The following is a 23,241-nucleotide window of genomic DNA, read 5'->3' as shown; positions in this document are numbered from 1 at the left end:
GAAAACTGTCGCACCAAACGCTATTTTAAACTAAAAAACGATCGTTTAATGCTATTAACATCTAATTAATTTTTACAATTTCCAACAGACTCGTTAACCGACTGACTGTTAAATCGAAAAAAATATTTCATATCCATTTGCGCTAAATGAAAATTTAGTATATTTGCATCGCATTAAACGATCGTTTTAAGATATATAAATCACCCTTAAATCAAGCTTTACTGCCACCATTCCTATAAAAACAAATTCAAATTATATTTAACTACACATCACCCCCATTCCTACCCTAAACCAACCCAAATAAAGAAGTAATCTAACCCAAATAATCCCCCTTATTCAGAGCTTATTCGAAGCTTACACGTAGCTCATACATCACCGGATAAATAAGCACTGACCAAGCGTCGAGACATCATCGAAAAAGTGGGATTATCACCTTAGCATCTCCATCACTTCTCTTGAGTTTCTCTCCAGAAACCACAAATTACAAAAAATCTTAAAACATCTCTAACAAACACAAGTTTTCACATATATCCCTTGTCAAACATACAAAACAACAATGTAGATATATGAAAAAGCACATCACACAACTCCTCTTCAGCCTTCTTACCTTTTGCACGAATACGGACATTTACGCTCAAGAAAACGAGAAAAAGACCAAGAGCCCATGGAGCGGCTCTGTTTCCCTCAACTATGATTTCACGAACAATTTCACGGGAAACGTAAACTTGGGATATACACAAAAGAATTGGGATCTATTCCTAGATTATTCCGGACATTCGGATCGGATTGAAATCAGCAGTGAGTTATTTCGCTCTTTTTCGGCAGAAACATCTCAACTATTAGAGACAGAACAACACCATTTAAGCCATTCCATAGCCCTCCAATTGGATATGCGACCCTCTTCTCGCAATCTTTTCCTATGGAATCTCAAACTACAATTCCCCAAGATCACGACAAACCGGGATATAAATAATCGCACGCAAACAAAAGAATATGACCTACACCATCGAATAGCATTCAGCCGGAAAACAATTGAAGGTTCCTTATTCTACAAACACATCTACGAAACAAACAAACACGAACTATCGCTAAACGGGATCTTCTCCCACACGAAAGATTCCCGTCCAAGCACGTATCAAATCGATGATATCCTCACCCATACCTCTACCGGAAACGAGAAACCGGAATTCGTCCGCCTGCAAATGGATTATCTCTATACATTCGAAAATCAAGGCCAATTCGAAACCGGAATTCAATTTTTTTCCAGATGGAACAAAACCCGATACAATCTTCACGGCACGGAAGAAACCCTCGACAATTGGTTATCAAATTTGCCCCTTAACGACGGCCTCAACCACCATGAATACATCTACACGGCACATCTCTCCTACTCCCGACAACAAGGAGAATTTTGGCTCTATAAAATAGGGCTACACGCCGATTACGATATTACCCACACCAAGCTCATGGAAAACACGGACAAACATAATTTTGATCGATTCTACTTTTACCCGCACTTAACACTCCAATACACGCCTTCTGATCAGCAAGAACTGGCCTTTCATTTTACTAGAAAGGCCACACGCCCGGATTACACCCAACTAAACCCATTTACAAATCCGATCGACCACCAAACATTCGAGCAAGGTAACCCGCTATTACGCCCCGAAATCACGAACCGGGCCGAAATCAATTATCTTCTACACGGGGAAAAGATCCAGCTGAACGGGAATTTTTATTTCAATTCCACCGAAAGGTTTATCACCCCCGTCACGTTATTTTCGGAAAACAACACGTTAACCCTGTCTTACACGAATGGTAGCATGGAAAACAAGGTCGGCTTGGACATCAATCTATCCGGATCTCCCACCTCATGGATGACAATCACACCTTCCATATCCCTCGTCCACGCTCATGCCAACGGGAAATATCAAGGAATAAACCTTCATGTTGACGATTTCTCCTGGTCGGGCAACTTGGAATTAAACTTAAATTCTAAAAAACATACCGAATTTCAGGCCCTCTTCTCTTATCAATCACCAACAAAGGTTCCACAATTCAAAATTGAAGAGAATTACTATCTCGATCTGGCAATCAAACAAGGCTTCTTTAATAATCGCCTTCAAGTCAGTTTCTCCGTTTCCGACGTCTTCGACACTTCCGAATGGCAAGCCCGTTCAAACACTGACACCTATCGTCTGGCAAATTACAGCAAAGAAGCCACCCATGCTTACTGGATCGGGCTAACATTCAATTTCAACAACTTTACATCCCGTTCATCAGCAGACGATTCTCACCCGCAAAAACGCCAAGTAATACAACTAGGACAATAAAACATTACAGGAAATTCCACTTTTCAGCGCAGCAAGCAATCATTTCATTAATAATAACTACCTTTGTGACTGAAATTCAAAGCATCAATTACAATGGCGAAGATTATTGTTCAAAATACACAGATTACGGTTCTCAATTTTGAAAAACAGGACTATATATCTCTTACTGACATGGCTTCTGCCAAAGAGGGGGACAATAGAGCAGCAGATGTAATTAAGAACTGGATAAGAAACCGTTATACAATCGAATTCCTTGGTACATGGGAAGTTATCCATAATTCCAATTTTAAAGTGGTCGAATTCGACCACTTTAGAAAGAGTGCGGGCCTACCGTCTTTTGTACTAAGTGCTTCCGAATGGATAGAATGTACCAATGCCATCGGTATTATCGTAAGAAAAGGGCGTTACGGAGGAACTTATGCCCATAAGGATATTGCATTTGAATTCGGTTCTGCAATCAGTGTTCCTTTCAAGCTCTATCTTATTGAGGAATTTCAGCGTTTGAAGGCGGAAGAACAACGGCAACTCGGCTGGTCGGCAAAGCGTGAACTATCGAAAATCAACTATCACATACATACCGATGCCATCAAACAAAACCTTATCCCACCAGAAGTTACTCCAACACAAGCAAGCGTTATTTACGCCAATGAAGCTGACGTACTGAACGTAGCAATGTTCGGTATGACCGCAAAACAATGGCGAGAAATGAATCCCACGCAGAAAGGTAACATCCGTGATTATGCTACTATCAACGAACTTATCTGTTTGTCGAACATGGAGAACCTAAATGCCGTGTTTATCGAACAGAGTATAGCACAAAGAGAGCGTCTTGTTAAGCTAAATCAAATAGCCATTCATCAAATGAGTGTATTGGAAAGTCGTGATAATAACGATAGAAAATTGCTAAAATAAGGGGAGGTGAGTAAATACTTGTCAAAAACAAAGTTCACAAAATTTATAAGATCCATTGCACTCAAATGCAACTTTATGAACCTTACAAACTTTATGAACTTTATAAACTTTTTATTCCCTATTTCCGATAATCATAGAAACCGATTCCAGTCTTACGTCCCAACAAGTTGGCACGAACCATCTTCCGTAATAACGGGTGAGGGCGATACTTGGAATCACCGAATTCATTATACAGCACTTCCATGATAGCCAGACACACGTCCAAACCGATCAAGTCTCCCAAAGCCAAAGGTCCCATCGGGTGGTTAGCCCCTAATTTCATGGCCTCGTCAATCTCTTCCTTGGTAGCAACACCGTCAGCGTAAATTCCAATACCCTCGTTCACCATCGGGATCAGGATTCTATTTACCACGAAACCGGGAGCCTCGTTCACGCTTACCGGGGTTTTACCCACTTCTGCAGCGATTGCCATCACCTTGTCGTGAACCTCCTGGGAAGTCAACTGCCCTTTAATCACCTCAACCAATTTCATCATCGGCACCGGATTAAAGAAGTGCATACCGATCACTTTCTCCGGACGACTCGTTGCGGCAGCAATTTCCGTGATAGAAAGAGAAGAAGTATTCGTGGCCAGGATTGCTTCCGGCTTGCAGATCGCATCCAATGTTTTGAATATCTCGTTCTTGGTTGCCATATCCTCGGCAACCACCTCGATCACTAAATCGGCATCTTTACAATCCTCGTATGCCATCGTGTCCTTGATGCGGGCATTGATAGCATCCTTCTCGGCAGCTTCCATCTTGCCTTTTTCCACCAACTTGGAAAGGCTCTTCTCGATAGCCTTATGAGCTTTACCTAAAGATGCCTCTGAACGACCTTTTAACAACACGTCATGCCCGGCTTGAGCAAAGGTTTGGGCAATACCATTACCCATCGTACCTGTACCTACAACGCAAATTTTCATTTCCTCTTAATTTAAAACCTTCAACTATATAATATCAAATTCTCTATTATCGTACAAACGCCAGCTTTTCAGCTTTTATCTTTTCTTGAATTCCGCTCCTCTTTTGCCTAGAAATGCCTGCATTCCTTCTTTCTGATCCTCGGTTGAAAAACACAACCCGAACAAATTACTTTCGATCGAAATACCCGTGTCAATATCTGTCTCCACTCCCCGGTTAATCGCCTCTTTAGCATAACGCACAGCCAGCGGGGCCTTTGCCGCGATCTTCTTCGCCATGGCCATACATTCATCCATCAGCGCTTCCGGTTCCACCACCTTGTTCACCAACCCGATACGATAGGCCTCCTCGGCGACAATCACGTCTGCCGTGTAGATCAGCTCTTTTGCCTTACCCAATCCCACGATACGCGGTAACCGTTGCGTACCGGAGAATCCCGGGGTGATCCCCAAACCTACTTCCGGTTGTCCGAATTTAGCTTTCACCGAAGCGATACGGATGTCACAAGCCATGGCTAACTCACATCCACCCCCTAGCGCGAAACCATTTACACCGGCAATAACCACCTTGTTCAACAATTCGATTTTGCGGAAAACAGCCGCTCCCAGCTCTCCAAACGCTTTCCCCTCCACCGCGTTCAACGTACTCATCTGGGATATATCCGCTCCCGCCACGAACGAGCGTCCTTCACCCGTCAGAATGACAACATCAACACTATCATCCTCTCCGATAGCCGAGAAGGCAGCATCCAATTCTTTCAAAATCGTCGAATTCAAAGCATTCAACGCCTCCGGGTTATTAATTTTAACCGTGCAAATATTATCCTGTTTCTCGACAATTAGTTTCGTATACGCCATAACTTTTCTATTTTGATTCATTTTGATAACACCTCTTGTTTCTGTATCTTTGTAGGCAAAAATAACCTTTAATCAAGAATAAACCAATCTTTTTGATATGAGTTTTTCAGACATTAGTATACAAGAACTTGCAAGTGCATTCATGGTCCTGTTTGCCGTAATTGACATCACGGGAGCCGTGCCTATCATTAATGATATTCAAAATAAAGGACACAAAATTAGTGCCATAAAAGCCGCTCTGGCATCGTATATTCTTCTCGTGGCATTCCTTTTCGTTGGGGATGGTCTGCTCAACTTGTTCAGCGTGGACATTTCCTCGTTTGCCGTGGCCGGATCCCTCGTGATCTTCGTACTGGCAGTAGAAATGATATTCGGAATCCCTATTTTCAAAAATGACGGTCCATCAGGAACGGCATCCATTGTACCGCTAGTATTCCCCTTGATCGTGGGAGCCGGAACATTAACGACGTTGTTGGCTTTACGGGCGGAATATCATACCATCAATATTATTATCGCCTTAACCCTAAACATTATTGTTGTCTATTTCGTACTAAAAAATGTATCGCTGGTCGAAAAGGTATTCGGGAAAGGCGGGGTTTATATATTACGTAAATTCTTAGGTATCATTCTCCTCGCCATTTCGGTTAAACTCTTTACCAGCAACCTCACATCACTGATTGATATTTTCAAATAGCAAGTGGCAGGAATATTCCTGCCACTTGTCGATATACTCATACGATAATTTGGGCGTTATTTTTACCGGTCATATCCAAAGTTCTCGCTTAATTATATATACTTTTGTCCCCGGAAAAAATTAATCACTAATTTTATTTAAAGTATGAGAAAATTATTATTCATTCTGGTTGTCGTACTTATCGTTTCTAACAATGTATCAGCACAACAAAAACCTAAAAAAGGTTCATTTGGTACTGAAATTCAATTCAATCCCTTCGATCAGGATGGCAAAACGTTCCAATTAGACGGACTCAAATTCCGTTATTTCATTTCTGACAGGGATGCTATTCGCTTGAAATTCGGAATCAATTCAACTCAAAACAAGTTCACAGACTCGGATTCTCAAGAAGAAAATGAGATAAAAACCAGCTACAAAAATGAATTCAAAAGCACGACCGGGGATTTTAACCTGGACTTGGGTTATGAACGTCACTTCGATCTGGCAAAAAGACTAAATGCTTACGTGGGCGGAAGTATCGGGTACAAGAAACACTTTGCCTCAACTAAAATAGAAGGTTACTCCGAAAGAATAAGTGAATCAAACACCTCTTCCAGCAAATTCAACGGTAAAATTAAAAACGGAGCTATACTTACACTTGACGGCAACTGGGATGAAGAAGATCTACTTGACGCGGTAAATGATCCCGCAACCTCTGGTGCGACATTTGCCATATTCACGGGATTAGATTTTTACTTGTACAAAGGTTTGTACATTGGAACAGAATTCGGTTTAAGCCTCAAGACTGAAAGCAGCCAAAAAGCAAAATATACCGGAAAATCAACACTGAATAGCCAAGGAGAAACAACCATCACGGAATACGATGAAAAAATGACGGAAAAAATACGTCAAACAAATGTCAAAACATACATCGAACCGGTTCTTCGATTAGGCTGGACCTTCTAATTCCTAGAAAAATTAAGCGAGCCAAAAATCATTTGACTCGCTTATTTTATTTGAATCCTCTATCGACAATAGCGATTAATGTAAGCATTCACACTCGTCACTCCCAGTGATTTAGCTTTCCTCCAATCGGCACACGCCTCCTTGCGTTTTCCGGTACTGAAATAAGCAATTCCCCGGTTCGCGTAAATAGCACCGTTATCCTTGTTCAGCTTGAGAGAATAGGTATAATCCGGTATCGCCTTTGCGAATTCACGCTGTTTCAAGTAACAATTCCCCCGGTTCAAGTAATAAGCATATACCAACTCGTACTCTTCCCCATTTTTCTTGGCATACTGTATTGCCAGAGAATACTCCTTTATGGCTGCCGCGTAATTCTGTTGATTCTGGTAAATATTTCCCAAATAATAACAAAGCTCATCATCTTCCTCAAATATCCCCTTTCCTTTCACTAGAAACTCCTTCAGCAAAGAAATCTGGTTCGTGTGAGTACAAGCTGTATTCAAAGACGAGTAAACCTCCCTCAATTTCGGATTCAATCGATTAGCCGCGATCAATTTTTGAACAGCATCTTTATAATCTCCATTTTCAATATCCGTGTTTGCCTCGTTCAACAACTCGATCGGTTTATTGACCGCACTCACGTCAACCTGACCTGTTGCCATACTGGTTATAGCAACCAAGGTCATCAATAACAAAGTGACTTTTCTCATAATCTGGCGATAAATTAGTGTTTGTGTGTTTCGAATCCCAAAAATAATGAAAAGGAATTAAAAAGCAAATCCACCTCGCTAAAAAAAGTCTACATAGTCCACTAAGTTTATAAAGTTCATAAGGTTTATAAAGTTCATAAAGTGACGGGCGTCCTTCGGACCGTGTTTTAACGGCAGCTTGTGCTGCCGTAAACAATACGCCCGCAGAGGGCCATGTACCTTATGAACTTTATAAACTTTATGAACCTTATAAACTTTGTTCTTCTCTCCTATCAGAACGACACCATCAAACGCATCTGCAACTGATGGAAATTCTTATCCAACGGGAAATAAACATTCTTTAAATTACTATACTGGTACTCGCCCATCACCTTCACGTACTGGTTGAACGTGTAGTTCACGCCAATCGTGGCCGCATGTAACCGTCCCCCGCCAATACTCGTTGACACGGCCGGGTAATCTGCCACCACTCCCCCGGGATAAAATACCTGCTTACCAATTAAAAAGAAATCACCTTTATTAATGTCATTCAAATCCGTGTAACTGTAACGGGCCACAATCTCCAGATCTCCTCTCTCGTTACTTCCCCGCAACAATCCGTACTCGTCGTCATAACCGTATCCTTCACCGCAAAGCAAGTATCCCATTTCCACGTACGCCCCTTGGAACTTGGAACTCCGTATCGGGTTTCCGGCCTGCCAGGATGCCAAGGTAGTCCAGCTCCAAACGCCTCCCAACTGATTCTCGAACAAAGCCTCGTCATTTCTTTTCTTGTACAATCTCTTGTAAATATACTCGCCCCGCAAAAACATATTACTGGTAACCACCAGCACTTCCGGCCCTACCGTGATCGTATTCTTCGCCCAAGGCACCTGCGCGTTCAGAAATTCCGTCGTACCGTCCACGTAGGTCTGCATATTCGACTCCAACTCCACATTCGTCTTGAACACGTTATTCACCACCTCACCCGTGTTAATCCGTCCGTAGCGGAAAGAGGCTCCCACGTGTAAGGTTATAAACTCATTATTAAGCGGCTTGTACAACCAGCGTCCACTCAAGCTTACTCCTTGGAAACCGGAAATCTGATCATTATACTTGTTCTCAGCGAAAAGCCCTTGATCCGCGAAGAAAGTGGCATCATAATACTTGTAGGTAATCCCCAAACCACGCCCGGCCGATAAAGCCATGGCCGGAGCCGCACGGGAAATAAAATGGTAATTATACAAACTCGCGTTCAGACTCATACTCGACGGTTCGTTAAAATAGCCCGCCTTCACGCTATGAATCCCGTACGCCGATTCGTGAAAATTATATCGCACGAAAATATTCTTTTGCTTGAAAGTTCCTTTCGAAAAATCGAAATCAGCGTAAAAATACAACGGTCCGTATGTCAACGACGTCCGTATGCGAGCATCCGTGAGCGCTGCCCCCGACTTCATCGGCGTGTACTCCGAATGATAATAAGCCACATCAGCAAACAAACGGGCGCCTGCCGTGAAACGAATTCCTTTATCCTTATTGATATATTGTAAAAGAGGATTGGAAACATCCTCGGCCTGAGCTTTCACCATATTAGACGACAACACGAGGGCGACTAATACAACAGGAAATAATATATATTTTTTCATACTGGTCTGCATTTAAACAATTATTTAGTAACCTAATCTCTCCAACACCACCTTCGCATCAACCAACGTCTCGGAAGCCGGACTCTTTCGCCAGCCTTGAGTAATCATATAGTTGATACTCATATCAGAATGGTTCGTAAACAATGCATCCAGATAAGGTGCTTTATATTTCCCGTCAATCTCAACACCGAAATTATATTGTCCGAAATACTTGGCCATCTGGTCATACGTGTCAAACGTGTAGGGATGATTCTTCATTCCAGCCTTGTGAATCAAGTAATCCTGCCACGGTTGGTTCAGTTCCGGGTAATTATTCGGGGCTCCGGCAATACACGGTCCGATAAAATGAGCCTTGTACTTCACTCCCAGATTAATAAACGAGGCATAACCCAGCGGATCGTCATACGTGATATCCGTCGCTCCCGTACCTTTCCACAACAAGAAACACATCGGGACCTTGCCTTCAAAATGCTCGGCTACCCTCACCAGGCTCTCCAACGAGAAGGTCTGCAGAATCACCTTACCATTCGTGTTCCCCGTGTTCACCTTGCCATTCACGTAGAATGGGTTGCTTTCCGGTTCCGGCTGCGTGATAATATTCATTCCCAAACGATCCAGTTCCTTGTAGACAATCTCCTCGAACCCGGTAGGATTCAGCCACGGCTCCTTAAACTCGATATAAATTCCCGGACGGTTTCCCGTGTCTTTCGGATCATCCACGTAACCGAACGTATACTTGATCACGTCGGCTGTACCGCTTAAACTTTTAATCTTCTCTCCGGTCTTCTGTCCCATCGTGAACACTCGTTTTCCCTGCGCGTCCCGTTCCAGCATTTTCCCCTTGGAATAAGCCACGAGATCCTCCAATGTAGAAATGTATTGATGTTGTGAGGCAAAGCTCGGGCGGGCCTGTTCGATACTCGTTTCATTAAACCATGTTCCGGCATCCAGCATCATCAACTCCTCGTAGGTATAATAAGCCGGAAGATTCGGAACAAAATTCTTGGCATCCTCTTTCACCAACGCATCAGCCTCCTCGGCCGAGTAGCCGATCTTCTGGTAATACGCTTTCCTAATCTCGTAAGGGATAGTCTCCCCGAACACGTTCTCGATATTCGTGGTCCGTTTCAAGTTGTCATCATGCAATGCCAACACCACCCCATCTTTCGAAACCTGCATATCACATTCCAGATAGTCAGCCCCAATTTCTCTCGCCCAGCGATACGCTGCTTCCGTCTCCTCAGGGGTCCAGAACGTCGATCCCCGGTGAGCGACAACAGCATACTCCGGCACGTAATCCCGCACTTTAATCATATCGGGAGTCAAATGATCCAATTCAACCTTGTCGACATCGACATTTATGTTGTTGAATTTTTGATCTTCACACGACATGACCAAGGCTATCACCCCGCATGCCATCACTGCATGAAAAAACTTTTTAATCATAATTTTGAATTTTAGAGCGTTTAATGTTTGTTAGTACTCTCTTTTACCAGATATTGTTCTTCTCTTACTGTAAATGCCGTAAAAATGAATGCCAGAGCGCAGGCTCCCAACAGGATAATGAAACTCCAGTCCCATCCGAGGTGATCCACCACGTACCCCAACATGATATTTGCTAACAAAGCCGTTCCAAAGAAATAACCGAAAAAGCCGGTCAGTCCGGCAGCCGTTCCCGCCGCTTTTTTGGGCGCCAAATCCAAGGCGTGTACCCCGATCAACATCACCGGCCCGTAAATCAAGAACCCGATAGCGATCAGGCATATACTATCCATCACCAGATTATGTTCCGTCTGCCAGTAAATAAACACGAACAAGGCCACCAGCACCATGTAAATCATCGTCGTGATCGCCCGTCGTCCCTTGAACACGTAGTCACTCACGATACCGCAGATAATCGTACCGGGAATGGCCGCGATCTCGTAAGCTGAATAAATCCAGCCCACCGCCCCGCTATCGTAACCTTTCACATCCTTCAGGTAAGTCGGCGCCCAGTCAAGCACCCCGTATCTTACCAAGTAGATAAAAGCATTAGCGATAGCGATATACCATAATATCTTGTTATTCAAAACATATTTGAAAAAGATCTCTTTTGCCGTCAGCTCTTCCTCCGACTTCGCACTGTAATTTTTCGGATAATCATTACGATATTCCTCGATCGGCGGCAGACCACACGATTGCGGCGTATCCCGGATCAGAATAAACGCGATCACGGCAACCACCAAGGCCACAACAGCCGGAAAAATAAACGTGGCAGATTGCCAGGAACCGAACCACACCAACCCCACGGAAAACATGATCCCGACCAAACTACCTCCCACATTATGGGCCACGTTCCAAATTGACATTTTAGTCCCCCGCTCCTTCAAGGAAAACCAGTGCGTCATCACCCGGCCGCTAGGTGGCCAGCCCATCCCCTGGAACCAACCAATCAAAAACTGGGTAATAAACATGACCACGATTGAAGAGACTCCTGCACTTGTTCCCAAAAACAACGTCACGAGTGCCGATAACACCAGTCCCAACGGCAAAAACTTACGGGCACTACTCCGGTCGGAAACCCCTCCCATCAAAAACTTCGATATCCCGTAAGCAATAGCATTAGCCGAAAGAGCCACCCCTAAATCTCCCTTGTCAAATCCCAACTCCTGCAAATAGGGCATTGCCAGAGTAAAATTCTTACGTACTAAATAATACCCCGCATACCCTATAAATATACCTAAAAAGACCTGTAAACGTAACTTCTTGTACGTGGGGTCAATTTTCTCTTTAGGCAACAAGGGTTTGTGAGGCTCAGGCTTCAGAAAACTCCACATGATATTAATTTTTAATAAATATTATATTGATTCCAATCTGATTATCGTAAACGTTTCCATTACTACTCGCGGCTCTTTCCGGATGAAATACACCGGGCTAAGATCAAAACATGATCTTAGCCGCGATGTAATTTTCTGCCAGTTCAGTGAACTCCTTCACTTCTTCATCAATCCATGCCTGATCCTTCCCAAGTTCTTTCGCCATCACTTCTGCCACCAGCGGGGCTGCCTTAATCGCCTCTCTCGCATCAACAAACAACAATCGAACCCTCCGTGCAAGAACATCCTCTACCTCTCTGGCCATCTCCTCCCGAACTGCCCAAACAACTTCGGCTACGGTATAATCATATTTATCTGACAGTTTCTTTCCGTATTCCGGATTTTCAGCGATCAACTTCATAATCGCATCCTGATCACTACCATAAACGTACATGTGATCTTTCAGGTTCGGGTTCTTCCGGTACCCGTGTATATGGAATTTTTTCGTCACGCAGGGTCTGGCATCCACCAGTTTCATGGCAATCGCTTTATCCACCGTATCTTCGGCCATCAAACGATAAGAAGTCCATTTACCTCCCGTGATCGTGATTAAATTATTATCGGAAACTATAATCTTGTGTCCGCGGGAAAGTTCTTTCGTACTCTTTCCCTCGTGTTTCGGGGCTGCCAACGGCCGTTGCCCCGCAAACACGGATTCAATATCAGCATACGTCGGGGCCGGGTCCATGTATAAAGAAGCCGTTTTCAGAATAAAATCAATTTCTTCCTTCAACGGTTTCGGCTCTATTTCCGGAACCGGACGCATAATATCCGTCGTTCCCACAACAACTTTATTGTGCCAAGGTACGGCAAACAACACCCGTCCATCACTCGTCTTTGGCACCATGATCGCGTAATCACTCTGCAAAAACTTCATATCTAACACCAGATGTACTCCTTGGCTCGGTGTCACCATCTTACTATGTCCAGGAGAATCCATCGCCATCAGGTCATCCACGAGAATTCCACAGGCATTGATCACACTCTTCGCCTTCAACTGCATCTCTTTTCCGGACTCCATATCCACGAACTTCACCCCGGCAACCTTCCCGTTCTGGTCATGCACAATCCCGGAAACCTTCGCTTTGTTAAGTATCACACCCCCATTATCCGCACTGGTCTGGGCCAAATTAATTGCCATCCGCGAATCATCAAACTGCCCGTCATGATAAACAATACCTCCCTTCAATCCTTTTTTCACCGATGTCGGTAAATACTCCATCACCTTCTTGGGGGAAATAAAACGGCTTCTCCCGTACCCGAAACCAAAAGACAACAGATCATAAAGCGTAAGCCCGCAGAAATACAGGAAATTATCCCAGTATGTATAATTCGATATTACAAAAGCTTGATCCTTCACGAGATGCGGGGCATTAGCCTTCATTCGCCCTCTCTCCCTTAATGCTTCTAATACTAAAGCGACATCGCCTTTTTGAAGATAACGTACACCACCGTGTACCAATTTCGTACTCCGACTGGAAGTACTCTTGGCAAAATCTGCCATTTCTAAGAGGACAACGCTATATCCTCTTGTTGCGGCGTCAACCGCCACTCCTAAACCCGTAGCTCCCCCTCCAACCACAACCATATCCCATACTTTCTCAGGTTCCTGAAGTTTATTCAACATATCTTTTCGGTTCATAACACAATTATTTATGTATTCAACAATCTATAAAATTCCAATAACGTTCCGCAAGCATACCATATACTTACGAACTGAAACTTCGTTTTCCTAAATTTCGTTCTTTGTTATTGGTCTCCATGGCTCATTTCTCGTTACGAGTAGTGCCATCTCTTTCTTTGGTATTGATCTTAATTTACGGAAACTCAGAGCAAAAGTTTCTATTTTTTAAGAAATATATTTCCCCAGTTTAAAATTAATTACAACACTTGATAAGTAATATTCAATAAAACAGATGTATATTTGCAGTGGTGGAAATATGATTATCGAAACAAAATGAAAACATTATCTCTAAGTGAAAGGCACAACTACATATTAGAAACATTACGCCAACAAGGTTCCGTTTCAGTTGTTGATCTCGCCAACCAATTAAAAGTATCTTCTGTAACGATTCGCAAGGATCTTACCTTACTTGAGGAAAAGGAAATGCTCTATCGCACACACGGTAGTGCCATTTTAATCAACCCTTATATCAATGATCGCCATGTAAACGAGAAAGAAAAGTCCTATCCCGAAGAAAAACGACTGATAGGTAGATATGCTGCAAGTCTAATTACCGCAGACGACTCTATTCTCATTGCATCCGGAACAACAATGCATGCGTTGGCCCGGGAGATCGTGCCTCAAGGCCACCTCACGGTAATCGCTGCAGCCATCAACGTTACAAATATTCTAGCTCGTAACAAGAACATAGATATAATACAACTCGGAGGTTTCGTACGGAATAGTTCTGTCTCTGTCGTTGGAAATTATGCAGAAAAAATGCTGGAAAACTTTTCTTGTAGTAAACTCTTCATGGGAGTTGACGGAATAGACCTAGACTACGGTTTAACGACCACGAACATGATGGAAGCTAATTTAAATCAAGTAATGATACAAGCAGCACAAAAAGTAGTCGTTCTGGCTGACTCTTCTAAATTCGGACGTAGAGGTTTCGGAAAAATATGCGATCTGGATGCCGTTGATCACATCATCACGGATAAATATGTACCTAGTAAAACTCTCGAAGGATTGCGTGAACGCGGTATCGAGGTAACTGTTGCCGAATAAAAAGATAGTGTTTCAAAAAGTGTGTAAATTCCTTCTTTTCTCATGACTGCAAAATTATAAATAGTTCAATAAAATAATCTTGATTCTAAAAAATTATAAATAGGATATTTATAAATATCTGCATTTTGGGCTACCGTTCCCATTAGGAGAATAACGGCTTGGGGGTTTGGCATGGCGCCCCTCATGTTGATGACCCTCTTGTAATCCCTGTTCAGCCTTTCGATCCAGTTTGTGGTGTAAATCATCCCCCTGATTTCCCTCTCGTACTTGAAGTAGGTGAAATAGAACCTGTACCTGTCGTGGCAATATCTTTTCAAAACGGGATAACTTTTCTGCCACCTGGCAATAAACTCTTTAAATTTTTCGAAAGCCTTTTCCGGGGAGATCTCCCACTGGTCGGGAGCGCAAACCTGCTTGAGTTCTTCCATGACCTGTTTCTTGTCCCTGGGCTTGACTTTCCCAGCTATATTCCTCTTCAGGTGCACGGTACATAATTGTAAATCTGCTTTTGGAAAGGTTTCTGCCAGCACGTTTTCAATACCGGGCAATCCATCACACACCAGGAGATCAATCACGGCCACGCCTCTTTCCTTGAGGTCTTCAAACACGTCCTTCCAGTTCGTGGCACTTTCCGTGGGGAAATTCACCACGGCCAGCACCTCGCGGGTTCGGTCTTCTTTCACCCCCAAAACCGTGTAGTAAGCCTCGTTGGAAACGGAATCATCACGACGGGTGAGGACATAGGTGGCATCGATGTAAATTATCGGGTAACGATTATCCAGTTCACGACCTAGCCAGGCATTTACATCCTCGCGGGCCGTGTTCAACAAGCGGCTAACCTGGCTTTTACTGTAATGTTTGCCGTAAAATTGCTCGTAAATTTTACCCACCTGTTCCGTGGTTAAACCGCTGCAATAAAGGCTACTCACTAGCTTTTGAGCCTCTTCTTCCTGGTCTTTTAGCACCCCCAGTAACATCGGGTAAAAATGGTTGTTACGACTACGCGGGACCCGAAGTTCGAAGACCTTACCGCCATGACATACTCGACGACCACGAAAACCGTTACTCACGTCACCACGTGTCTCGTTATGAAGATCACGTTCCGATAACATTAAACTCTCTAAACCTTGTTTAACCAAGCCTTGTAAACCTAGTTCACCGTTTGTGATTTCGGAAATTATTTCCGAGATTTGTTCATGTGTAAATTCCATAATTATTCATTTTTGAAAATTGCATTACAAAAATAATCAATTCGGAATTTACACACTTTTTGAAACACTATCATAATTATTCATTTTTGAAAATTGCATTACAAAAATAATCAATTCGGAATTTACACACTTTTTGAAACACTATCAATAAAAATATTAATTTGATTCAAATAAAAAACCCATTGATTTCTCAATGGGTTTCATTTTGTAGCGAGATCCGGGATTGAACCGGAGACCTCATGATTATGAATCATGCGCTCTAACCAGCTGAGCTACCTCGCCATAAAAATCGCTGAAACAAATTCCAGCGATTTTGAAAATTCGGCATCGACCTACTCTCCCACCCAAGGGCAGTACCATCGGCGCTAACGGGCTTAACTTCTCTGTTCGGAATGGGAAGAGGTGGATCACCGTCGCTATAGACACCTTTTAATGTTTTCCAGTCACTTCATCGAGCCCTCCGGCTTCTCGTGACAATATCTTTAAAGTTCATTTATTCATGCTTTTCTATCGACCGCCAATCACCTTGATTGACAATCGCTTGGAACGTTAACTGAATCATCTCACCCACCGAACGTCAACTTTCGGGTGATTAGTACCACTCGGCTTTGCCGTCACCGGCTTTACACCTGTGGCCTATCAACGTCGTCGTCTACGACGACCCTGTAAGGAGATCTCATCTCGAGGCAGGCTTCGCGCTTAGATGCTTTCAGCGCTTATCCCGTCCGCGCGTGGCTACCCTGCCGTACGACTGGCGTCATAACAGGTTCACTAGCGGCGCGTCCAACCCGGTCCTCTCGTACTAGAGTCAGGACCTCTCGAATCTCCAGCGCCCACGACAGATAGGGACCGAACTGTCTCACGACGTTCTGAACCCAGCTCGCGTGCCACTTTAATCGGCGAACAGCCGAACCCTTGGGACCTTCTCCAGCCCCAGGATGTGACGAGCCGACATCGAGGTGCCAAACCGCCCCGTCGATATGAGCTCTTGGGGGCGATCAGCCTGTTATCCCCGGAGTACCTTTTATCCTTTGAGCGATGACCCTTCCACGCGGGATCACCGGATCACTATGCCCTGCTTTCGCACCCGATCGACTTGTTGGTCTCCCGGTCAAGCACCCTTGTGCCATTGCACTCTACGGTTGATTACCAACCAACCCGAGGGTACCTTTGGAAGCCTCCGTTACGCTTTTGGAGGCGACCACCCCAGTCAAACTACCCACCACGCGGTGTCCCCTATACAAAGGGTTAGATCCCAGACAAGAGAAGGGTCGTATTTCAACGATGGCTCCTCGATTCCTGGCGAAACCGACTCGTAGCCTCCGACCTATCCTACACGTCCCGTGCCCGGGAACAACGCGAAGCTGCAGTAAAGGTTCACGGGGTCTTTCCGTCCCGTCGCGGGTACCCGGCATCTTCACCGGAACTACAATTTCACCGAGCTCATGGTCGAGACAGTGCCCAGATCGTTACACCATTCGTGCAGGTCGGAACTTACCCGACAAGGAATTTCGCTACCTTAGGACCGTTATAGTTACGGCCGCCGTTTACCGGGGCTTCAATTCAAACCTTCTCCTTTCGGATGAGCTCTCCTCTTAACCTTCCGGCACCGGGCAGGTGTCAGGCCATATACGTCATCTTTCGATTTGGCATAGCCATGTGTTTTTGGTAAACAGTCGCCTGGGCCATTACTCTGCGGCTCTATCACTAGAGCGTCCTTTTTCCCGAAGTTACAGGACTATTTTGCCTAGTTCCTTGACCATGAATCACTCGAGCGCCTTGGTATGTTCTACCCGACCACGTGTGTCCGTTTACAGTACGGTTCCTCGTCACTTGAAGTTTAGCGGGTTTTCTAGGGGGTAAATTGCCTGGACGCTATCCCCTCGGCCGAGGCCTCGAGGTACTATCGACTTTCGCCTCCGGTGGCGTGCTTGACTACCACCGTCACAGGGTACGGCCTTCAACGCGCTATTCCGTCAGCGCGCGGTCCATTCATCACCCCGTCACCGCGTCACGGTGACGAGAAGCACGGGAATGTTAACCCGTTTCTCGTCGGCATCCCCCTTCGGGTGAGCCTTAGAGGCCGGCTGACCCCCGGCTGATTGACATTGCCGGGGAATCCTTGGTCTTGCGGCGTGGGGGGTTCTCGCCCCCATTATCGTTACTTATGCCTACATTTGCTTTTCATGCCGCTCCAGTCACTCTCGCGGGTGACCTTCTAAGCTGGCAGGAATGCTCTCCTACCGGTCAGTCATTAACTAACCCCACGGCTTCGGTTGACAGTTTGATGCCCGTGTATTATCCACGCGGGATCGCTCGACTAGTGAGCTGTTACGCACTCTTTAAATGAATGGCTGCTTCCAAGCCAACATCCTAGCTGTCTCCGCGATCCCACCTCGTTTGATCAACTTAACTGTCCATCCGGGACCTTAGCCGGTGGTCCGGGTTCTTTCCCTCTCGTCCGCGGACCTTAGCACCCGCGGGCTCACTCCATGATTTCGTGTTCCAGCATTCGGAGTTTATCCGGATTTGATAGGCGGTGAAGCCCTCGCGTCCAACCAGTAGCTCTACCTCTGGAACAGAACATCACAGGCTGCACCGAAATGCATTTCGGAGAGTACGAGCTATTTCCCAGTTTGATTGGCCTTTCACCCCTACCCGCGAGTCATCCGAAAACTTTTCAACGTTTACCGGTTCGGTCCTCCATCACGTGTTACCGCGACTTCAACCTGCTCGTGGGTAGATCACAAGGTTTCGCGTCTAGCGCCACCAACTCGACGCCCTGTTAAGGCTCGCTTTCACTTCGGCTAACGGGCCTGAAGCCCTTAACCTCGCTGGTGACGACTAACTCGTAGGCTCATTATGCAAAAGGCACGCCGTCACCATATTTCATGGCTCCGACCGCTTGTAGGCGCGCGGGTTCAGGGTCTATTTCACCCCCCTGCTCGGGGTACTTTTCACCTTTCCCTCGCGGTACTGGTTCACTATCGGTCTCTCGGGAGTATTTAGCCTTGCCAGGCGGTCCTGGCGAATTCAGACAGGATTTCTCGTGTCCCGCCCTACTCGGGATTCCGCTATCTTCGAAAGAGGTGTCGTGCACGGGGCTGTCACCCTCCACGGCTTACCTTTCCAGGTAATTGCACTTCGTCTTCCGTCGAATGTCGCGGTCCCATGACCCCGCTGTCGCCGAAACGGCAACGGTTTGGGCTCTTCCCCGTTCGCTCGCCACTACTGGGGGAATCACATGTTGTTTTCTTCTCCTGCGGGTAATGAGATGTTTCAGTTCCCCGCGTTCGCCTGCATTACTGCATGACCGTCATCTAGACGGCCGGGTTGCCCCATTCGGAAATCCACGGGTCAAGGGTTACTTGCACCTCGCCGTGGCCTATCGCGGCTTATCGCGTCCTTCATCGCCTCCGAGAGCCTAGGCATCCACCGCGCGCCCTTGGTTGTTCACGTTCGTTAGCGTCGTGTTTTTTAATAATTTTACCTTGTCCCGTGTATCACTACAGGGACGGCTCTGTGTTATTCTACTACATTTTTACTTCGTGGATCAAATGATCCATTAACGTTCCAGCATGTCAAAGAACTTTATACGTGGAGAATAAGGGAGTCGAACCCTTGACCTCCTGAATGCAAATCAGGCGCTCTAGCCAACTGAGCTAATCCCCCGGTAAACTGAAAACTTAAAACTAAAAGTTAAAAGTTTCAAGCATCGCGGAAGTTCGAGCCGGGTAAACTTTTAGTTTTTACCTTTTAACTTTTAACTTCTCGCTCGTAGTCCCTCGCGGAGTTGAACCGCGGACCTCTACATTATCAGTGTAGCGCTCTAACCAACTGAGCTAAGAGACTATGGTTAACCCGCTATCGGGCAATCATCTAGCGTGAAAAAAACGTGAAACGTGTAGCGAGCCACATGAGCTCCTGCTCCAGAAAGGAGGTGTTCCAGCCGCACCTTCCGGTACGGCTACCTTGTTACGACTTAGCCCCAGTTACCGGTATTACCCTAGCCCGTTCCTCGCGGTCACGATCTTCAGGTACTCCCGGCTTCCATGGCTTGACGGGCGGTGTGTACAAGGCCCGGGAACGTATTCACCGCGCCATGGCTGATGCGCGATTACTAGCGAATCCAACTTCGTGGAGTCGGGTTGCAGACTCCAGTCCGAACTACGACCGGCTTTAGAGATTCGCTCCGGGTCACCCCGTGGCTGCCCTCTGTACCGGCCATTGTAACACGTGTGTCGCCCCGGGTGTAAGGGCCGTGCTGATTTGACGTCATCCCCGCCTTCCTCGCACCTTACGGTGGCAGTCTCGACAGAGTGCCCGGCCTCAGCCGCTGGCAACTGGCGATAGGGGTTGCGCTCGTTATGGGACTTAACCCGACACCTCACGGCACGAGCTGACGACAACCATGCAGCACCTTGTGAAGAGTCCCGAGGGAAAGAACTGTTTCCAGCTCATGCACTCCACATTTAAACCCGGGTAAGGTTCCTCGCGTATCATCGAATTAAACCACATGTTCCTCCGCTTGTGCGGGCCCCCGTCAATTCCTTTGAGTTTCATCGTTGCCGACGTACTCCCCAGGTGGCTCACTTAATACTTTCGCTTGAACCCTGGCAGTGTATCGCCAAGATCCAGTGAGCATCGTTTACGGCGTGGACTACCAGGGTATCTAATCCTGTTCGCTACCCACGCTCTCGCGCATCAGCGTCAGATCAAGCCTGGGAAGCTGCCTTCGCTATCGGGGTTCCAAGTGATATCTAAGCATTTCACCGCTACTTCACTTGTTCCGCCTCCCTCGTCTCGTCTCGAGGTCGCCAGTTTCAACGGCGTGCTACAGTTTAGCTGCAGTCTTTTACCGCTGACTTGGCGTCCCGCCTACGCGCCCTTTAAACCCAATAAATCCGGATAACGCTCGCATCCCCCGTATTACCGCGGCTGCTGGCACGGAGTTAGCCGATGCTTATTCGTCAGGTACTGGCAAGATCGCACGCGTGCAATTTATTCTTCCCTGGCAAAAGAGGTTTACAGGCCATAGACCATTCTTCCCTCACGCGACTTGGCTGGTTCAGGCTCTCGCCCATTGACCAATATTCCTCACTGCTGCCTCCCGTAGGAGTCTGGACCGTGTCTCAGTTCCAGTGTGGGGGACCTTCCTCTCAGAACCCCTAGACATCGTCGGCTTGGTGGGCCGTTACCCCGCCAACTACCTAATGTCGCGCGTGCCCGTCCCGTACCACCGGAATTTTAAATGCATCACCATGCGATGATACAGTGTTATGGGATGTTAGTCCACGTTTCCGCGGGTTATCTCCCGGTACGGGGTTGGTTGCACACGTGTTACTCACCCGTGCGCCGGTCGCCGGCGAAGTATTGCTACTCCCCGCTGCCCCTCGACTTGCATGTGTTAAGCCTGTCGCTAGCGTTCATCCTGAGCCAGGATCAAACTCTTCATGGTAAAGTTATTTACAGAAATTTTGTTCTGGCCGGGTCATGTGTTTCATGAATCTCGACTACCGTCGATTTCGATTCACGCTCGCTACGTTGTTTATTTTCACGTCAATATTGTTAAAGAACTCTTCTTGTCATTTTCATCGCCCTCGCTTTTTCAGGAGCGAAAGCGGATGCAAAGATAAGGCGTTTTTATCTTTCCTTCCAAATCTTTTTCGAAGTTTTTTCAAACTTTTTTTCGAGGGCCTCGTTTAAGGGACTTCCCGTCGTCAAAGATCGTCATCAACACCACCAGAACGCCGCCTCCACGTGAACTCGACTCCCTCTTTCATCCTCCCCTGTCCCGTTTTAGCGGGTGCAAAGATAAGGTAAACATTTACCCTTTTCCAAACTTTTCAACCACTTTTTTTCAAACTTTTTTAATCGACACTGGAATCCAGACTTTTAGAACGAGAAGAGCCAGGCTAGAACCAACCCGGGAAGCGGGAGGAAACGGGGTAAACCCCCTTCAATACCCGGACAGGCACGCTTCAAGGACACTCCCGAACGCCTTTGAAACGTCTTTGATTCGAATGTGATACGTCTTTGAACCCTGCCTTCTCCCTCTCTTCAACGGGAAAACTACGGGAAATGGACCACCTCGCAACCCTCACTCTAGGGTTAGGCCGGGGATCCACTAGGGCATGAACATACCATCTACATACCATCTACATACCATCTACATACCATGAACACTCCCCGGAGTTCATGACGTGTCCGGAAACTGTAGTTTCCGGGACCTTGCCATAGTCCAAGGGGTAGCAAACTCCGGAGAAACACCGGACAAGTGAGGGAGAAAAAAGAGTCCGGGAAGAGAAACCGGTTGGCTACAGTCCCTCTCCCCGGGCAACTTTGTAAACGCACCACGAATATTTGCTATTTCACGATTATCGTGAAACAATCGTTCACATCTTTGGAATACCCTTCGTTCCTAAAATTCAACGAGATCACGTAACGCCCAGCAGGAACATCGTGATATAACGGTATTTCAAACGTCCCATCCCCACGCACGGAAAGGACTTTCCACAATTTCTCGGGATCACCCGAAGTTGAAGTTATATTTTTTATTGATACATAAATCGCAATTGTTCCTTCCACCCCTTCTATCGGGGTACTTACCCAAGGAGCCCCCCACTTCGAACGATAATAATCTTCCTCTCCTAGTTCATCATCCAACACGGTTTTCACCACGAGCGTGTCCGGGTTATAACTCGCATCTTCTGTCAGCAAGTACCCCACGGTTACATCCTGACACCCGATCATCGATAGTACTAAAACGGTAAATAGTAATAATATGACGTTCTTCATAACTTCAATTCTAAATTTTAAATCTTAAACCTAAATTTTCCCCAGTACGAAATTATAATTCAGCGCGTGTACTACCCCGTTCAGCGGCTGGATGTCCGGCGTGGCCAAGGGTACTTGTGTTTGAGCCGAATACGAATACAGGTACATTGTCTCCGCTCCCACGTCGGGCACGCCCCCGTATGACGATTTATCCACGTACGCTTTCAATTTCCTACCACCCACCGTAGTTAATGCAGTCCCACCATCCTGCTTCTGGTCCGTGATCAAATAGTCCGGGTTTCGGTAAGCGATATCGGCTTTCAGATCATTATCCCACAGGTAACGCAAGATCGTGTAACTCGGGATGGCAAAGAACGTGATTTTCTCGTAATCGGGATCCGTTCCCTCGAACATGGCCGTCAGCCCTCCCCGTTCAATCATTTGAACCGTCAATTCCCAGTTATATTGATCTCCCCGCAAATATTCCATTATCGAGCAATCGTGATAGGGAGAAGAAACTCCCGTGTCGATCCAATCCTGTGCCGTGTCACAACTTGTCAAACAAAACGGCACGAGTAAACTCGCCAATATATATTTTAATGTTCTCATTAGATTCTAAATTTTAA

General features: G+C 45.9%; 15 protein-coding genes, 3 tRNA genes and 3 rRNA genes. 5 read left to right on the top strand and 16 right to left on the bottom strand.

The window, feature by feature from the left end; genetic code table 11:
- Positions 1-566: 566 nt before the first annotated feature.
- Together F1644_RS15655 and F1644_RS15650 are read left to right on the top strand one after the other, a co-directional pair.
- On the top strand, positions 567-2,333 hold the full coding sequence (locus F1644_RS15655; protein ID WP_168044526.1) for an outer membrane beta-barrel family protein: 1,767 nt from the start codon (positions 567-569) through the stop codon (positions 2,331-2,333).
- 93 nt (positions 2,334-2,426) lie between these two features.
- A complete protein-coding gene (locus F1644_RS15650; protein WP_168044527.1) occupies positions 2,427-3,245 on the top strand; it encodes a KilA-N domain-containing protein in 819 nt (272 codons plus the stop codon).
- 118 nt (positions 3,246-3,363) lie between these two features.
- Here the strand turns inward: F1644_RS15650 and F1644_RS15645 are convergent, their stop codons facing one another.
- The gene (locus tag F1644_RS15645; protein ID WP_027201871.1) at positions 3,364-4,209 is read right to left on the bottom strand and encodes a 3-hydroxybutyryl-CoA dehydrogenase; all 846 of its coding nucleotides are present in this window, start codon (positions 4,207-4,209) and stop codon (positions 3,364-3,366) included.
- Positions 4,210-4,284: 75 nt separating this feature from the next.
- Positions 4,285-5,064, bottom strand: coding sequence for a short-chain-enoyl-CoA hydratase (locus F1644_RS15640; RefSeq protein ID WP_168044528.1), 780 nt, complete (start codon positions 5,062-5,064; stop codon positions 4,285-4,287).
- Between the two features lie 97 nt (positions 5,065-5,161).
- On the opposite strand from F1644_RS15640, the gene F1644_RS15635 reads away from it, so the two are divergent.
- Complete coding sequence (locus F1644_RS15635; RefSeq protein ID WP_087420684.1) at positions 5,162-5,758, top strand: MarC family protein; 597 nt, start codon at positions 5,162-5,164, stop codon at positions 5,756-5,758.
- A 144-nt stretch (positions 5,759-5,902) separates the two neighbouring features.
- Positions 5,903-6,703: a hypothetical protein gene (locus tag F1644_RS15630; RefSeq protein ID WP_168044529.1), complete on the top strand. Its 801-nt coding sequence runs from the start codon at positions 5,903-5,905 to the stop codon at positions 6,701-6,703.
- 59 nt (positions 6,704-6,762) lie between these two features.
- Here the strand turns inward: F1644_RS15630 and F1644_RS15625 are convergent, their stop codons facing one another.
- The 5 genes from F1644_RS15625 to F1644_RS15605 form a co-directional block, all read right to left on the bottom strand.
- Positions 6,763-7,413 carry a tetratricopeptide repeat protein gene (locus F1644_RS15625; RefSeq protein WP_087420682.1) on the bottom strand — a complete coding sequence of 217 codons (651 nt, stop codon included), beginning with the start codon at positions 7,411-7,413 and terminating at the stop codon, positions 6,763-6,765.
- 272 nt (positions 7,414-7,685) lie between these two features.
- Entirely contained in the window at positions 7,686-9,041 is a 1,356-nt protein-coding gene (locus F1644_RS15620; RefSeq protein ID WP_087421275.1) for a porin, read from the bottom strand.
- 24 nt (positions 9,042-9,065) lie between these two features.
- Positions 9,066-10,487: a glycerophosphodiester phosphodiesterase family protein gene (locus tag F1644_RS15615; protein ID WP_168044530.1), complete on the bottom strand. Its 1,422-nt coding sequence runs from the start codon at positions 10,485-10,487 to the stop codon at positions 9,066-9,068.
- A gap of 20 nt (positions 10,488-10,507) precedes the next feature.
- Positions 10,508-11,857, bottom strand: coding sequence for a glycerol-3-phosphate transporter (glpT, locus tag F1644_RS15610; RefSeq protein WP_087420680.1), 1,350 nt, complete (start codon positions 11,855-11,857; stop codon positions 10,508-10,510).
- 103 nt (positions 11,858-11,960) lie between these two features.
- Entirely contained in the window at positions 11,961-13,538 is a 1,578-nt protein-coding gene (locus F1644_RS15605; RefSeq protein ID WP_087420679.1) for a glycerol-3-phosphate dehydrogenase/oxidase, read from the bottom strand.
- 315 nt (positions 13,539-13,853) lie between these two features.
- Between F1644_RS15605 and F1644_RS15600 the strand changes: the two genes are divergently transcribed.
- The gene (locus tag F1644_RS15600; protein WP_027201863.1) at positions 13,854-14,627 is read left to right on the top strand and encodes a DeoR/GlpR family DNA-binding transcription regulator; all 774 of its coding nucleotides are present in this window, start codon (positions 13,854-13,856) and stop codon (positions 14,625-14,627) included.
- Between the two features lie 65 nt (positions 14,628-14,692).
- Here F1644_RS15600 and F1644_RS15595 read toward each other — a convergent pair whose 3' ends face one another.
- The 9 genes from F1644_RS15595 to F1644_RS15555 all read right to left on the bottom strand — a co-directional run bounded on the left by F1644_RS15595 (position 14,693) and on the right by F1644_RS15555 (position 23,224).
- Positions 14,693-15,838 carry an IS256 family transposase gene (locus tag F1644_RS15595; protein WP_273493712.1) on the bottom strand — a complete coding sequence of 382 codons (1,146 nt, stop codon included), beginning with the start codon at positions 15,836-15,838 and terminating at the stop codon, positions 14,693-14,695.
- A 208-nt stretch (positions 15,839-16,046) separates the two neighbouring features.
- Positions 16,047-16,120: transfer RNA gene (locus F1644_RS15590), tRNA-Met, on the bottom strand.
- Positions 16,121-16,157: 37 nt separating this feature from the next.
- Positions 16,158-16,268 (bottom strand): 5S ribosomal RNA (gene rrf / locus F1644_RS15585).
- A gap of 142 nt (positions 16,269-16,410) precedes the next feature.
- Positions 16,411-19,297: ribosomal RNA gene (locus F1644_RS15580) — 23S ribosomal RNA — on the bottom strand.
- Positions 19,298-19,436: 139 nt separating this feature from the next.
- Positions 19,437-19,510: transfer RNA gene (locus F1644_RS15575), tRNA-Ala, on the bottom strand.
- Between the two features lie 106 nt (positions 19,511-19,616).
- A tRNA-Ile gene (locus F1644_RS15570) sits at positions 19,617-19,690 on the bottom strand.
- Positions 19,691-19,771: 81 nt separating this feature from the next.
- Positions 19,772-21,296, bottom strand: a 16S ribosomal RNA gene (locus F1644_RS15565).
- The 16S, 23S and 5S rRNA genes sit together here with 3 tRNA genes alongside, the layout of an rRNA operon.
- Positions 21,297-22,204: 908 nt before the next feature.
- A complete protein-coding gene (locus F1644_RS15560) occupies positions 22,205-22,636 on the bottom strand; it encodes a hypothetical protein (protein WP_118305329.1) in 432 nt (143 codons plus the stop codon).
- A 30-nt stretch (positions 22,637-22,666) separates the two neighbouring features.
- On the bottom strand, positions 22,667-23,224 hold the full coding sequence (locus F1644_RS15555; RefSeq protein ID WP_118305330.1) for a hypothetical protein: 558 nt from the start codon (positions 23,222-23,224) through the stop codon (positions 22,667-22,669).
- Positions 23,225-23,241 lie beyond the last annotated feature (17 nt).

This window comes from Butyricimonas paravirosa (genome assembly GCF_032878955.1).
Lineage (GTDB): Bacteria > Bacteroidota > Bacteroidia > Bacteroidales > Marinifilaceae > Butyricimonas > Butyricimonas paravirosa.
The sequence above is the reverse complement of the archived record's forward strand: the minus strand, read 5'-3'. Positions and strand labels throughout refer to the sequence as shown.

Bases quoted from the DNA above. Each gene is read 5' to 3' on its own strand.
- F1644_RS15560 (WP_118305329.1), bottom strand. From the start codon at position 22,636: ATGAAGAACGTCATATTATTACTATTTACCGTTTTAGTACTATCGATG.
- F1644_RS15640 (WP_168044528.1), bottom strand. From the start codon at position 5,064: ATGGCGTATACGAAACTAATTGTCGAGAAACAGGATAATATTTGCACG.
- F1644_RS15630 (WP_168044529.1), top strand. From the start codon at position 5,903: ATGAGAAAATTATTATTCATTCTGGTTGTCGTACTTATCGTTTCTAAC.
- F1644_RS15620 (WP_087421275.1), bottom strand. From the start codon at position 9,041: ATGAAAAAATATATATTATTTCCTGTTGTATTAGTCGCCCTCGTGTTG.
- F1644_RS15625 (WP_087420682.1), bottom strand. From the start codon at position 7,413: ATGAGAAAAGTCACTTTGTTATTGATGACCTTGGTTGCTATAACCAGT.
- F1644_RS15595 (WP_273493712.1), bottom strand. From the start codon at position 15,838: ATGGAATTTACACATGAACAAATCTCGGAAATAATTTCCGAAATCACA.
- F1644_RS15555 (WP_118305330.1), bottom strand. From the start codon at position 23,224: ATGAGAACATTAAAATATATATTGGCGAGTTTACTCGTGCCGTTTTGT.
- F1644_RS15615 (WP_168044530.1), bottom strand. From the start codon at position 10,487: ATGATTAAAAAGTTTTTTCATGCAGTGATGGCATGCGGGGTGATAGCC.
- F1644_RS15600 (WP_027201863.1), top strand. From the start codon at position 13,854: ATGAAAACATTATCTCTAAGTGAAAGGCACAACTACATATTAGAAACA.
- F1644_RS15655 (WP_168044526.1), top strand. From the start codon at position 567: ATGAAAAAGCACATCACACAACTCCTCTTCAGCCTTCTTACCTTTTGC.
- F1644_RS15650 (WP_168044527.1), top strand. From the start codon at position 2,427: ATGGCGAAGATTATTGTTCAAAATACACAGATTACGGTTCTCAATTTT.
- F1644_RS15605 (WP_087420679.1), bottom strand. From the start codon at position 13,538: ATGAACCGAAAAGATATGTTGAATAAACTTCAGGAACCTGAGAAAGTA.
- glpT (WP_087420680.1), bottom strand. From the start codon at position 11,857: ATGTGGAGTTTTCTGAAGCCTGAGCCTCACAAACCCTTGTTGCCTAAA.
- F1644_RS15635 (WP_087420684.1), top strand. From the start codon at position 5,162: ATGAGTTTTTCAGACATTAGTATACAAGAACTTGCAAGTGCATTCATG.
- F1644_RS15645 (WP_027201871.1), bottom strand. From the start codon at position 4,209: ATGAAAATTTGCGTTGTAGGTACAGGTACGATGGGTAATGGTATTGCC.